Annotated in this window: 12 protein-coding genes and 1 riboswitch; of the genes, 1 reads left to right on the top strand and 11 read right to left on the bottom strand. The window is 37.1% G+C overall.

Annotated elements, in window-relative coordinates; all coding sequences use genetic code 11:
• Positions 1-37 precede the first annotated feature (37 nt).
• The 4 genes from EYB29_RS10690 to EYB29_RS10705 form a co-directional block, all read right to left on the bottom strand.
• On the bottom strand, positions 38-1621 hold the full coding sequence (locus EYB29_RS10690; protein ID WP_166627223.1) for a Na+/H+ antiporter NhaC family protein: 1584 nt from the start codon (positions 1619-1621) through the stop codon (positions 38-40).
• A 72-nt stretch (positions 1622-1693) separates the two neighbouring features.
• Positions 1694-1857: riboswitch (Lysine riboswitch) on the bottom strand.
• A gap of 41 nt (positions 1858-1898) precedes the next feature.
• Positions 1899-3218, bottom strand: a complete 1320-nt coding sequence (locus EYB29_RS10695; protein WP_166627224.1) for a bifunctional metallophosphatase/5'-nucleotidase — start codon at positions 3216-3218, stop codon at positions 1899-1901.
• 12 nt (positions 3219-3230) lie between these two features.
• The gene (locus EYB29_RS10700) at positions 3231-4058 is read right to left on the bottom strand and encodes a sulfite exporter TauE/SafE family protein (RefSeq protein ID WP_026867355.1); all 828 of its coding nucleotides are present in this window, start codon (positions 4056-4058) and stop codon (positions 3231-3233) included.
• Positions 4059-4071: 13 nt separating this feature from the next.
• Entirely contained in the window at positions 4072-4920 is an 849-nt protein-coding gene (locus EYB29_RS10705; protein ID WP_026867354.1) for a DUF72 domain-containing protein, read from the bottom strand.
• Between the two features lie 51 nt (positions 4921-4971).
• Between EYB29_RS10705 and EYB29_RS10710 the strand changes: the two genes are divergently transcribed.
• Positions 4972-5874 carry a DMT family transporter gene (locus EYB29_RS10710; protein WP_166627225.1) on the top strand — a complete coding sequence of 301 codons (903 nt, stop codon included), beginning with the start codon at positions 4972-4974 and terminating at the stop codon, positions 5872-5874.
• 42 nt (positions 5875-5916) lie between these two features.
• Here the strand turns inward: EYB29_RS10710 and EYB29_RS10715 are convergent, their stop codons facing one another.
• The 7 genes from EYB29_RS10715 to sufD form a co-directional block, all read right to left on the bottom strand.
• Positions 5917-6465: a thioredoxin family protein gene (locus EYB29_RS10715; protein WP_166627226.1), complete on the bottom strand. Its 549-nt coding sequence runs from the start codon at positions 6463-6465 to the stop codon at positions 5917-5919.
• A 65-nt stretch (positions 6466-6530) separates the two neighbouring features.
• Positions 6531-6926 (bottom strand): hypothetical protein, encoded by a 396-nt coding sequence (locus EYB29_RS10720; protein ID WP_166627227.1) that lies wholly within the window; start codon positions 6924-6926, stop codon positions 6531-6533.
• A 123-nt stretch (positions 6927-7049) separates the two neighbouring features.
• On the bottom strand, positions 7050-8471 hold the full coding sequence (locus EYB29_RS10725; RefSeq protein WP_166627228.1) for a YfcC family protein: 1422 nt from the start codon (positions 8469-8471) through the stop codon (positions 7050-7052).
• A gap of 124 nt (positions 8472-8595) precedes the next feature.
• A complete protein-coding gene (gene sufB / locus EYB29_RS10730) occupies positions 8596-9993 on the bottom strand; it encodes a Fe-S cluster assembly protein SufB (protein WP_166627229.1) in 1398 nt (465 codons plus the stop codon).
• 20 nt (positions 9994-10013) lie between these two features.
• The gene (gene sufU, locus EYB29_RS10735) at positions 10014-10451 is read right to left on the bottom strand and encodes a Fe-S cluster assembly sulfur transfer protein SufU (protein ID WP_166627230.1); all 438 of its coding nucleotides are present in this window, start codon (positions 10449-10451) and stop codon (positions 10014-10016) included.
• Entirely contained in the window at positions 10441-11667 is a 1227-nt protein-coding gene (locus tag EYB29_RS10740) for a cysteine desulfurase (RefSeq protein WP_035857144.1), read from the bottom strand. Before EYB29_RS10740 ends, sufU begins: the two co-directional genes overlap by 11 nt.
• A gap of 17 nt (positions 11668-11684) precedes the next feature.
• Entirely contained in the window at positions 11685-12998 is a 1314-nt protein-coding gene (gene sufD, locus EYB29_RS10745) for a Fe-S cluster assembly protein SufD (protein ID WP_166627231.1), read from the bottom strand.
• Positions 12999-13003 lie beyond the last annotated feature (5 nt).

A 13003-nucleotide genomic window follows, 5' to 3' on the forward strand; every position in this document is an offset into this window, starting at 1 on the left:
TTTACCTATAATAACTCTATTTTACCACAGTTATTTCTTATGTGGTTTCTTTAGATACAGGTCTGTAGATGAATTTTACAACAATAAATACGACGATTAAACATGCAAGTAAACTTAGTAGTGCTAGACCAACACTAAGTGTTGTCCCGAGTACAACAAAGGCAACTAGCCCGATAACAGCTGATAAAATGGCATAAGGTAACTGGGTCATTACGTGAACGATATAGTCCGCCCCGGAGCCAGTTGCTGATAGAATTGTCGTATCAGAAATTGGTGAACAGTGATCACCAAATACCGCACCAGCTAGTACAGCTGCAATTGATGGTAATAATAAATCAGTTGCATTTAATGAAATCATAATTTCGCCTGCAATTGGAATTAATATACCGAATGAACCCCAGCTTGTTCCCGTTGCCATAGCCATAATACATGCAACAATAAAAATGACGGCAGGAACAAGTGAAACGGGCAGGTTAGAACTTTCAACCATACCTCCGAGCACATCACCTGTTCCGAGTTCAGTAATTAAACCACCAATCATCCAAGCGAAAGTTAAGACTAACATTGCTGGAAACATTGCAAGGAACCCTGTTTTAATTCCTAAAAGTACTTGTTTAAATCCAAAGTTATCATCGTTCTTTGTATGTCCAATATAGTAAACTAGAGCTAAAGCTAGCCCTACAAGACCACCAATTACTAATGAGTGGGTAATCATCATATTCTCCAACATATCGATTAAGGTCCAAGAACCAGCCGCAATCCCCCCAGAGATGAACATGCTTGCAATAACAGTTATTGCTAAACCGATGATTGGTACTGTTAATGCTTTAGCACTGGAGCCTTCATGAACTGGGAGGTCGTCTTCTTCAGTTGCCATATCAGGTACCTTATCCCTTAAAATACCTTCGTTAATGGCTAAGTCTTCTTGTTTTCTCATCGGACCAATATCGAACTTAAAAATAATAACGAAAAGCATAATTGCCATTGCAGCAATGACATAGAAGTTCATTGGCACCATATACATAAAGCTTTGGAAAGGAGAAATATGTTCTAGACCAGCACTGACTAACAATGGAGCTGTCATACCCATAATACCCGCACCCCAACTTGAAATTGGAACCATTATAGATACTGGAGAAGCTGTTGTATCAACCAAGTATGCAAGCTTTGCTCTAGAAATTTTAAATTTGTCCGTGATGGGTTTGGCAACTTGACCAACAATTAAAGAACTAAAGTAATCATCTATAAAAATAATAACGCCTAAAAGTCCGGTAATAAGACCCGCTCCATGTCTAGTTTTAACTTTCGTTAAGGCCCATTCCGTAAAGGCTTTTGCACCGCCTGACATGTTCATAAATGCAGTCATAATACCAAGTAATGTTAAAAATATTAAGATGAAGGCGTTCCATGTGTTTAAACCACCATCTTCAATAAATATTGCTAAAAATGAGTCGATTAAAATTTGGAAGAACTCACCAAAGTGCCCACCAGCAATAACGAAAGCAGCAGTCACAATTCCGGCACCTAAACTGATACTGACTTTTCTAGTTAAAATAACTAAGATCAGTGTGAGTAAAGGTGGGACCAAGGGCATGTATTCCCAACTTAAAAAAGATTCCATATGTATTTCCTCCTAAAAATTTCAAATAAAAAAAACCATAAACACGCTATTATGTACGCATTTATGATTCCAATGTACTGTAGCGCATCATATAACTGACAGTCCTTAGTCTCTTAAACTAAGACCCAGAATAAGTACCCGCCGGTCTTATTCTTCGGCGTCTTTCCCTTTCGATATTCCTAATCGCATGCCTGCTAGAATATTTACTGATAAAAAACGCAACCTCTACTTTTTTTATTCAATTGTTTTTCATTATAACACAAGCTTTTATAAATGACTATAAGCATTTTAAATAGTTCTTGATAATGTCGCGGAGTAAATCTGGCATCATATAATCTTTTTTTGAATATCTAAACTGTGGGAAAATACGACCAAATGTATACATATCTAAAGTACCAAGTGAATATGTACGTCCATCATCAATTAATTCATTGCCGATGTAATACTCTCTCTCAGATTGAACGTACGATATATTATCCATGACAAAGGCACCAAATATATCACCTCTAAAACCGAGGCCCCTGACAATCTCATCCTTATACTCATGACGATTTGCTTCTGTAAAAACTTCTTTCATTTCTCGTCCTGTCAACTCGATTTTCACAGCATTAATCGCGTGTGGTAATACTTTGTGTAAAGCATACTCTGTCAATTCTCCACCTTCAAACGGACTCGCCACTAGACCAGTATGAATAAGACCTACATCACTGTCTGTAAAATCTCGTATCATATAAGCTAGTAAGGATGCAAAACGAGAGGCAGAATACAGTCGTCTTTCAATCGGATAGGCGTCACTTTTAATCACTGTATTACTCAGCATTTCTTTACCGAGTTGATAATAATTGTTTTCTTTAGGTGCAAGGAAGTCGGCCTCAATCAATTTTGCATTTTTACCGATCAATTTTTTACCTTGAAAGTTCAAGGTCACTTCTCCAATATACTCACCGTATCGACCAGCGGCAGCTAAGAGTACGCCATTAATGCGCTCGCCATAATCAAAGTGGTGATGTGTGTGTGAAGATAAAATCAAATCAATCTCTGGAAAGCGGTTCGCTAAATTTTCATCATCATACATACCAAGATGGCTTAGCATAACAATGACATCCACCTTACCCCGAAGTTCAGCTAAATATTTTTCAACCCATGAGAATGCATCTGCAACTTCCCAGTCTAAGGCTAAGTAAAATGGGGTAAATTCAACAGTCGCCGCTATAAAACCAATCTTAACACCCTTCACTTCCTTAATAGTGTAGGGTTTAAAAAATGGATTATCCGCACCAACCTCTCTTAAGTTTGTACAAATAACATCAAAGTTCGCATCATCATAAAGGTGTTTCAATTGATCTTTTGTAAGGGTAATACCTTCATTATTCCCTATCGTCGCAACATCGCATGTCGCTTCGTTTAATAGTTCAATATTTCCTTTACCGAGCGTTGCCTCAGTGTATGGATGTGAGCGGTCAACATGATCACCAATGTCCACATATACCATGTTATCTCTGTATTGGTGTCTTTTATCGTTAAGAAAACTAGTAAATTTCACATAGTTATCTAACGCACTGTGAATATCATTTGTGTGATAAATCTTCACTTCCATACTATACACTCCTTAGAAAAAAGTTTGAGAAATTAAATATATACCCAGTAGGAATAGAACAGAACGTAAGATGATAACGAGACTGTTTGAGTTGAATTTCTGATTAATCTTAACACCTATATTCGCACCTAAAATAGCAGCAGGCACAAGTAAGAGTATATACATAAAGACGACATTCCCTTGTAGTATATGACCTGAGGCAGAGGATAAGCCAGAAAAGAAGACCATCATCATACTTGTACCAATGGCAATAGTCGGTGGCATACGAAAGACCATCAACATGAGCGGCGTCATCAGTACGCCACCACCAATACCGAAGAGCCCCGTTACAAAACCAACTAGAAACGTAATTGCAATAGCCAGATACGGTGGGAAACCATAGTGATAGACATTCCCCATATTGTCTCTATGAGGCTTCATATATTTAGGATTTTGAAATATTTTTAATGGTTTAATCTTGTTTCTAACGACCAACAAAATAGAAACAAAAATTAGGAAGACACCAAAGTATAAATTGAAACTATCCACTGTAAAAAGACTACTCGCATAAGAACCTGTGAAGGCTCCAGGAATTAGTCCGATTAAAAATAGCGTACCATTTTGTCTATCAACTTGATTGTTTTTTGCATACGACCACATCGCACTTAAGCCTGTGAAAATTAATAGCATACTAGATGTACCGACAGCTGTTTGAGGTGTTATCGCAGGTAAGAGCCCTAAAGATAGTCCGAAATACATTAGTGCAGGCACAACAATAACACCCCCGCCAATACCGACGAGTGATCCTAAAATAGAAGAGAGTAACCCGATTAACATCAGTATAATGACAACTGTAATCATGTCGTCCAGCCCCTTAGAATAGTTTCAATTGTTTAGGAAATAGCCCGCTATATTCAATATCCATTAAATCTATAAAAGTCTTGGCATTTCCTGCAGCATGGCCACCGGAATTATTATTAAAGACGATATATATATGTTTCGTTTTATGTTTTAGAATATCCACTTGTCTTTTCAACCAAGCGAGCTCATCTTTGTTATAATCATATAGATAACGTACCTCACGCCACTCATCAGAAGTTCGATTTTGCTGGGTCCAACCATGTACGTTACGACCATGTAGTCTAATAAAGGCAATATCATCAGTGACTCTGTTAACAAATGGTATTGACCCGATACCAGCATTGGGTTCGTCACAAATACTGTGAATCAATTCTGAGTCATGTAAAAAACTAAGCGTTTCTTCTTTATACTCATCTTGAAACCATGTTTGGTTACGAAATTCTACTGCAATTTTGTATGGTTTTAATAATTCTGTTGCAAATTTTACATATCTTATATTTTTACTTGTACAATCAAACCACGGTGGAAATTGTAGTAAGACAAAAGCGAGTTTATTTCTTTCTTGCATTGGTTTTAACATATCTTTAAATGCTATAAAGACATCTTTAATTGAATCATAGTAATCACGATAATCACTATGCCCTGTCATAAATTGATGTGCCTTAACAACAAATTTAAATGACTCTGGTGTCTCCTGACACCATTTTTCTATTGTAGATGTTCTTTGTATGGCATAATATGTAGCATCGAGTTCTACAATTGGAAAATGTGAAGCATAAGTCATCAATTTATCTTTTTTGTTTGACAGTTCTGTATATAGTGAATCATGGTCACCCCAGCCTGTCAGTCCTATAAAAATCATTCAATCACCTTACTTCATTTTACCACATTTAATAAAGGAGGTATGCCAACCATGAAAAATGAAAATCATATCAAAGGTTTAATTTTTGTTATAATCGGTGCCTCTTTATGGGGAATTGGGGGTACTGCATCAGATTACATATTTACGCATACACCGACTAATGTCTCTTGGTATGTCACTGCGAGATTATTAATTAGCGGTGTGATTTTACTGTCCATATACACCTTATTTTTTAGAAAAAGACATCGTACTGTTTGGACAAAACATACTACTCTAATGTTTTTAATCTACTCGATTTTCGGAATGACTATGGTTCAATATACATTTATGGCTGCCATCGGTTATGGAAATGCTGCCGTAGCAACTGTCTTACAGTGTACGGGGCCAATATATATTATCCTTTACGCCATCTTTAAGAAATATAGACCATGGACTAAATTTGAAGCGATAATAATACTTGCGATGATCATAGGTGTATTTTTAATTGCTACAAATGGCAACATTGAAAGCCTATCAGTACCACCACTTGCTTTGGCATTCGGTCTCTTATCTGGTATCGCACTTGCTTACTACACCATTCATGCACCAGTATTAATGCAATACTTACACCCACTTCAACTTGTAGGTGGGTCAATGCTAGTCGGTGGTATACTAATGAATTTTATTCATCCGATTTGGGAATTTGAATATCAATTTGATTGGACCTTTACCCAAATTCTTATTTTGGTGCTATCCATTTTACTCGGTACAACACTCGCCTTTTTCTTATATATCACAAGTACAAAATATTTAAGCTCTACAGAGACAGGTATACTAGGTTTACTAGAGCCTGTATCTGCAGTGATTACATCAGTATTACTTTTAAATGTGAGCTTAGGTATTTACCAATCCATCGGAATCATAATAATTCTAGCTGTTGGAATATTTATCAGTACAAGAAAACAGAAGGCCTAATAAAAAAGACTTAGAAATCTGTATGATTTCTAAGTCTTTTTGTTACGAACTTAATACTTGTTTTAAATCCGTTTCCACTGCTTGCCACAGTTCTGGTGATGTAGAGAATTTTTCTCTCATCTCTTTTTTAACACCTTCAAAGGCCGCCTCATATTCAGCTGTGCCTTTTTCTGGCATGTCTTTCATTAAGTCTTTTTGAATTAAGTCAGTCATCGGTGCTTTTGGTCCCCAAACTGCTACTTCTTCATTTGAATTGTTAAGTGCAATAACCTTAGGAATGACTCTATTACCATTAGTTAAATATTCATCCATTAATTCTAGATTTTCATCTCTTAAGGCAACTCTAACATCCGTTTCCGCTGCTTCTGACAATTTAAACAAAATTGCAAGGTTTAACATGCAATGTGCACACCAAGGTTCAGCAATGACCAATAATTTTCTGCCACTCTCTTTTAAGCGTTCAAAATCTGAATCCTGTTGAACTTCGTGTTCATCGTAAATTTTATCGAAACCGGTTTTTAAATCTGAAAGAGTCTGACGATATGCATCCATTGTAAGCCCTGAATCATAATATGCTTTTAAGTTAACCATTTAACTTCCCGCCTTCATTTAGTGATTACTTCCATTATAAAGGCACATCTCGGTTCCTCCAAATATTATACTTTTTGTTCGTAGTTTGAAGTATTAGATTCTCTTAAATTTAAGAATAAATTGATCCCGAATAAGATAATAGCAATGAGAAACATTGGTCCACCTATAAAAGTGAATATATGCGCAACCCCTGGATTGACTTGTACATAAAAAGTACTAAAGATAAATAAAGGTACACCAATATGGTATAGCCAAAACGTTGCTATACCTAATTTATTCTTCGCCAAATGAGGATAAACACATAATACAGCACCTATACCAAGCGTTGTTAACCAACCAACAACATTCGTGTGTGCATGTCCTGCTGCCCAGTTTAATTGAATCGTATACGACATAAATAAACCAACTGATATCCCGATAACTAAATACAACACAGCTAACTTAAGCCAAGTCGGGCCCATGAAATTCCTCCTTATATTTGTATTTATTTCCATCATATCACCTAAATATAATTGTGCAAATTTTCTGTACATTTATTAAAGTAAAAAAAGAAACTCAAACTAAAGTCTGAGTTTCTGACATTATTATTGCAAGTGAATTAAAGTCGCTACAACTAAAGCAATTGCTGCAATGACTAACCATATCAATGTTAACTTCCAAATAAATTTGACCCATTTAATATATGGTATACCTGCGACAGCTAAGACACCCATAAGAGATGCAGATGTTGGGATAATACTATTTGTAATTGCATCACCATACTGATATGCCAGTACAGCTACTTGTCTAGGTATCTCTTGTAAATCAGAGATCGGCACCATAACAGGCATTGTTGTCATAGCTTGACCTGAGCCTGATGGAATAAAGAAATTAATAAACACTTGTACGATAAGCATACCGACTGCGGTGAGAGAGTTTGGTACAAGGTCTAATACAGAGCTCATACTATAAATAATCGTATCTATAATTAGTCCTGACTCAAGGACTACAAGTATCGCTCTAGCGAAACCAACAATGATTGCACCATAAACTACGATTTTCATACCATCTATGAAAGAATCAAAAATGTCATTAAGTTTTAATCCACCAACAAAACCAATGATTATACCTACTACAAAGAAGTTTGCGGCAAGCTCTGTTAAGAACCAGTCGTACTGAAAGATACCAAACACATTAATCGCAATTGTCAAAGCGAATAACACAACGATAACGATATGTCTCTTTGACAATTCAAATTTCTCCATGTCCGCATCGGTGAAATTGAGCTGCCCTTCTTGTCCTTCGTTGTAAACAAGGCTTTTAGTTGGATCATTTTTAACTTTCTTAGCATAGCGCATTACATACAAAATTCCAGCCGCTAAAACAATAATATAAACAACAGTTCTAAAGCCCCATCCCGAGAATATTGGTAACTCCGCAATACCATGGGCGACACCAACAGTAAATGGATTAAACATCCCTCCTATAAAACCTGATGCGGCTCCTAAGGTAACCATTGCAGTCCCGACCATAGCATCATAACCGAGTGCTACAGCTAACATGATACCGATGGGTACAAAAATAATTGCTTCTTCGGACATACCGGTTGTAAATCCTAGTACAGAAAAGATGAACATGACAACAGGTATTAAAAGCACTTCATTATTACCAACATTTCTCATTACTTTTTGAATGATTGCTTCAATCGCTCCTGTAGAACGTATAACTCCAAAAGCGCCACCAATTAAAAAGATATAAAATACAATGCTTGATGCTTCCATCAAACCATTCGGTATCGCCATAAATAAATCCATCAAGGAAACTGGACTTTGCTCCACAGCATGATAACTATCACTGACAACTTCTACACGGTCATCAACTTCTACACGGTCGTATTCCCCTGCTGGAATTACGTAGGACAATGCAGCACCGATAATGACTATAGCAAGTAATATCGCATAGGTATGAGGAAACTTACTCGAAAAATCTTTATTACTTCCCTTTGTTTGATTTGTTTCTTCCTTCACTAAAAACCACCCCTAAATGTATATTAGTTCTAATACCCTCATTCACAAATAATACACATTTATAGAAAAATAAAAAAAGACTTAGAAATCAAGTTGATTTCTAAGCCCTTAAAAATTTTATAGATTAACCGATTGAACCTTCCATCTCATAAGAGATTAGGCGGTTCATCTCAACGGCATATTCCATTGGAAGTTCTTTAGTGAATGGTTCGATGAAGCCCATAACGATCATTTCTGTCGCTTCTTCTTCACCTAAACCACGACTCATTAGATAGAACAATTGCTCTTCTGATACTTTAGAAACTTTCGCTTCGTGTTCTAATGAGATATTGTCATTTAATATTTCATTATATGGAATCGTATCTGAAGTTGATTCATTATCCATAATTAACGTATCACATTCGATGTTTGAACGCGCACCATGTGCTTTTCTACCAAATCTTACTTGACCACGGTAAGATACTTTACCGCCACCTTTAGCTATCGATTTAGAAACGATTGTAGAAGATGTGTTCGGCGCTAAGTGAATCATTTTAGCACCAGCATCTTGAAGTTGACCTTTACCAGCAAGTGCGATAGAAAGCGTCATACCACGAGACCCTTCACCTCTTAGGTAGATTGAAGGATATTTCATCGTAATCTTAGAACCAATGTTACCGTCAATCCATTCCATCGTACCATTTTCATCAACAAAAGTACGTTTAGTTACTAGGTTATATACATTATTTGCCCAGTTTTGGATTGTTGTATAACGGCAGTATGCATCACGTTTAACAATGATTTCTACGACAGCTGAGTGTAGTGAATTCGTTGTATAAACAGGTGCCGTACAACCCTCTACATAGTGAACACTTGAACCTTCATCACAGATAATTAGTGTACGTTCGAATTGACCCATGTTCTCAGAGTTAATACGGAAGTATGCTTGTAACGGTGTATCTAATTTAACACCTGGTGGGCAGTAAATGAATGATCCACCAGACCATACAGCTGAGTTTAAAGCAGCAAATTTATTGTCTGTAATCGGCACTACAGTAGAGAAATACTCTTTGAATAACTCCTCATTTTCTCTTAGTGCAGAGTCAGTATCTTTAAAGATTACACCTTTTTCTTCTAGATCTTGTTCCATGTTGTGGTATACAACTTCTGATTCATACTGTGCAGAAACACCTGCGAGGTATTTTTGTTCTGCTTCAGGAATACCTAATTTATCAAAGGTACGCTTGATTTCATCAGGTACTTCGTCCCAAGAACGTTCAGTTTGCTCTGATGGTTTTACATAGTAAGTAATATCATCAAAGTTCAATTCTGATAAATCCCCACCCCACATAGGCATAGGGCGTTTATAGAAGTGTTTAAGTGCCTTAAGACGGAATTCGAGCATCCATTCAGGCTCTTCTTTCATCTTAGAGATTTCTCTGACAATCTCTTCTGTTAATCCTCTATCGGAACGGAAGATTGAGATGTCTTTATCGTGGAAACCATATTTGTAATCGCCAATATCCAATGCTTCTTTGACCATATATGATCACTCCTCAATTATTATTTATCGGATTCTTTAAACCCTTTTTCGAGTGCTTTCCAAGTGAGTGTTGCACATTTGATACGTGCAGGGAATTGATTGACACCTTGCAGTGCCTCAACGTCACCCATATCATCAGTGATGTTATAGTCCTCACCAAGCATCATATTAGAAAATTCATTTGCCATCTCGAGTGCGCGTTCAACAGATTCGTTCATGATCGCTTCTGTCATCATCGAGGCACTTGCCATAGAAATCGAACAGCCTTGCCCTTGGAACTTAACATCTTTTACGATTCCAGACTCAACATTTAATGTTAGCTGAATTTCGTCACCACAAGTCGGGTTATTCATTTCAACTGTCATTGAGCCATTTTCAACAACCCCTTTATTTCTTGGGTTCTTGTAATGGTCCATGATGACTGAACGATACAGTTGATTTAAGTTGTTAAAATTCATAAGAGAAAAACTCCTTCGTTTTTTCCAAGCTCTCGATAAACTGATCTATCTCTTCGATGGTGTTGTAAATGTAAAAGCTCGCTCTTGCTGTTGAGTGTGCTTGACACCATTTCATCAATGGCTGAGCACAGTGGTGACCTGCCCTAACTGCAATGCCCTCTGAGTCCAGTGCAGTAGCAAGGTCATGTGGGTGAACCCCTTTTAGATTAAAGGTAATCAGTCCCGCACGCTGACTTTTGGCCGGACCGTAAATCTCAATGCCTTCAATTTCAGACATCTTGTCATAGGCATATTCTACAAGCTCTTTCTCATAAGCATGGATGTTGTCGAGGCCTAAGTTGTTGAGATAGTCGATAGCAGCATTTAAACCAACTGCTTCGGCAATCATAGGTGTACCTGCTTCAAATTTCACAGGTAAGTCAGTCCATGTAGATTCTGTTTTATAAACATAATCTATCATATCTCCACCGTATTCAATTGGCTCCATTTTATCAAGTAAATCAGCTTTTCCATACAGAATGCCGATTCCTGTAGGACCTAGCATTTTGTGTCCGCTAAAGGCATAGAAATCTACATCTAGGTCCTGTACATCTACTGTCATATGCGGTACCGCTTGGGCTCCATCAACTGCAATGTAAGCACCGTGTTCATGGGCGATTTCAGCCATAGCTTTTATATCGTTAATTGTACCAAGTACGTTAGATACATGAGTGATTGCTACAATTTTTGTGTTTTCTGTTATAACACTTCTTAGACTGTCTAGAGTAATCGTCCCGTCAGCTTCAAGAGGAACGAAAACGAGTTTCGCATTTTTACGCTTAGCGAGTTCTTGCCATGGCACTAAATTGGCATGGTGTTCCATTTCAGTGACGATGATTTCATCACCTGCTTCAATCACTAGTTCACCAAAGCTTCTAGCAACTAGATTAATTGCGGCAGTTGTCCCGCGTGTATAAACAATCTCTTCAAAGCGTTTTGCATTGATGAAGCTACGTACTTTCATACGTGCTTTTTCATAAGCATCAGTCGCTTTAGTTCCGAGCGTGTGAACTCCACGGTGAACATTTGAATTATATGTTCTGTAGTAGTCATTCATTGCATCGATAACTTGTACTGGAGATTGGCTCGTTGCAGACGTGTCTAAATATATAAGGTCTTTTCCGTTTACCTGACATTCAAGTATCGGGAAATCCTGACGGATTTTATTTATATCCAAGTCAGTGTCCTCCCTTCTTAAGATAAGACTTTAAGTTCAATGACCTCTTTAAGTTGTTTCTTAACTTTTTCAATTGGTAGGGCTGAAACAACTGCATCTAGGAAACCGTGAATAACAAGGCGTTCTGCTTCCTTCTTATCAATTCCACGACTCATTAGATAGAAGAGCTGTAATTCGTCAACACGACCGACAGATGCTGCGTGTCCAGCAGTTACATCATCTTCGTCAATTAAAAGGATAGGGTTTGCGTCACCGCGTGCATCTCCACTTAACATAAGTACACGAGATTCTTGTTGTGCATCTGCTTTAGTTGCACCGTGTTTAATATATCCAATACCATTAAAGATACTGCTTCCCTTATCTTTCATTACACCGTGTTTTAAAATGTGACCATTAGATTCTTTACCATAATGAATAATTTGTGTTGTAAAGTTAGACGTTTGTTCACCACGTCCGACGTGAACAATTTTCAATTCTGACTCGGAACGTTCACCCATTAAGTATGTTGTATTATCATAGATGATATTTGAATCGTTCATTAGACCTAGTGCCCAATCAATGTTCGCATCATCAAATGCCACACCGCGACGGTTTACATAACCAGTCATTTCTTTAGGTAAGAAATCTACAGATCCGTAAGTGATCTTTGCGTTGTTGTTGGCAATAACTTCAGAGATAATATTAATTTTCTCTGTTGAAGACTCTAGGTTTGAGAAATAGTTTTCTACAAAAGTAACTTCTGAACCTTCATCTGCAACAACTAAAACGTGATTAAACAATGAAGCCGTCTCGTCATCGTGTAGGACAACAGATTGAATTGGTTCTTCAATGATGACATCTTTTGGTACATAGATGAACACACCGCCATTTAGCATAGCTGCATGGTAGGCAGCAAGTTTGTTTTCATCAACTTTTACACCTTCGGTCATGAAATATTTTTCAAGAAGTTCAGGGTGATTTTCACTTGCTTCAATTATATTTTCTACAATAACACCTTTATTTTTTAAGCCTTCATCTAACTGTAGGTAGGCAGGTGTATTGTTGTGTTGTACGTATATATTTTGTACATTTTCTAGATCGATTAAGTTTTTAACACCTTCTGGTAACTCTTCTAAAGTGTTGTATGTGCTACTTTCAACAACTGGAGAAGTGATGTTAAAGAAATCCCATTTATCTACTTTAGTCTTGTCAGGTTTAATCATGTCAAGACTATCAAATTTTTCTACAGCTTCTTTTCTTTTACTGATCAAAAACTCAGATTCACTTCTTGCTGTAGCATCAGCAATTATGTCTTCTTTGTTCAGTTCGAATGCGTTTAATTCAGTAGTCATAGTGA

It is taken from the genome of Jeotgalicoccus sp. S0W5 (assembly GCF_011634875.1).
Taxonomy (GTDB): Bacteria; Bacillota; Bacilli; order Staphylococcales; family Salinicoccaceae; genus Jeotgalicoccus; species Jeotgalicoccus marinus.

Coding starts and splice junctions, on each gene's coding strand:
- EYB29_RS10690 (WP_166627223.1), bottom strand. CDS start 1,621: ATGGAATCTTTTTTAAGTTGGGAATACATGCCCTTGGTCCCACCTTTA.
- EYB29_RS10695 (WP_166627224.1), bottom strand. CDS start 3,218: ATGGAAGTGAAGATTTATCACACAAATGATATTCACAGTGCGTTAGAT.
- EYB29_RS10700 (WP_026867355.1), bottom strand. CDS start 4,058: ATGATTACAGTTGTCATTATACTGATGTTAATCGGGTTACTCTCTTCT.
- EYB29_RS10705 (WP_026867354.1), bottom strand. CDS start 4,920: ATGATTTTTATAGGACTGACAGGCTGGGGTGACCATGATTCACTATAT.
- EYB29_RS10710 (WP_166627225.1), top strand. CDS start 4,972: ATGAAAAATGAAAATCATATCAAAGGTTTAATTTTTGTTATAATCGGT.
- EYB29_RS10715 (WP_166627226.1), bottom strand. CDS start 6,465: ATGGTTAACTTAAAAGCATATTATGATTCAGGGCTTACAATGGATGCA.
- EYB29_RS10720 (WP_166627227.1), bottom strand. CDS start 6,926: ATGGGCCCGACTTGGCTTAAGTTAGCTGTGTTGTATTTAGTTATCGGG.
- sufB (WP_166627229.1), bottom strand. CDS start 9,993: ATGGTCAAAGAAGCATTGGATATTGGCGATTACAAATATGGTTTCCAC.
- sufU (WP_166627230.1), bottom strand. CDS start 10,451: ATGAATTTTAACAACTTAAATCAACTGTATCGTTCAGTCATCATGGAC.
- sufD (WP_166627231.1), bottom strand. CDS start 12,998: ATGACTACTGAATTAAACGCATTCGAACTGAACAAAGAAGACATAATT.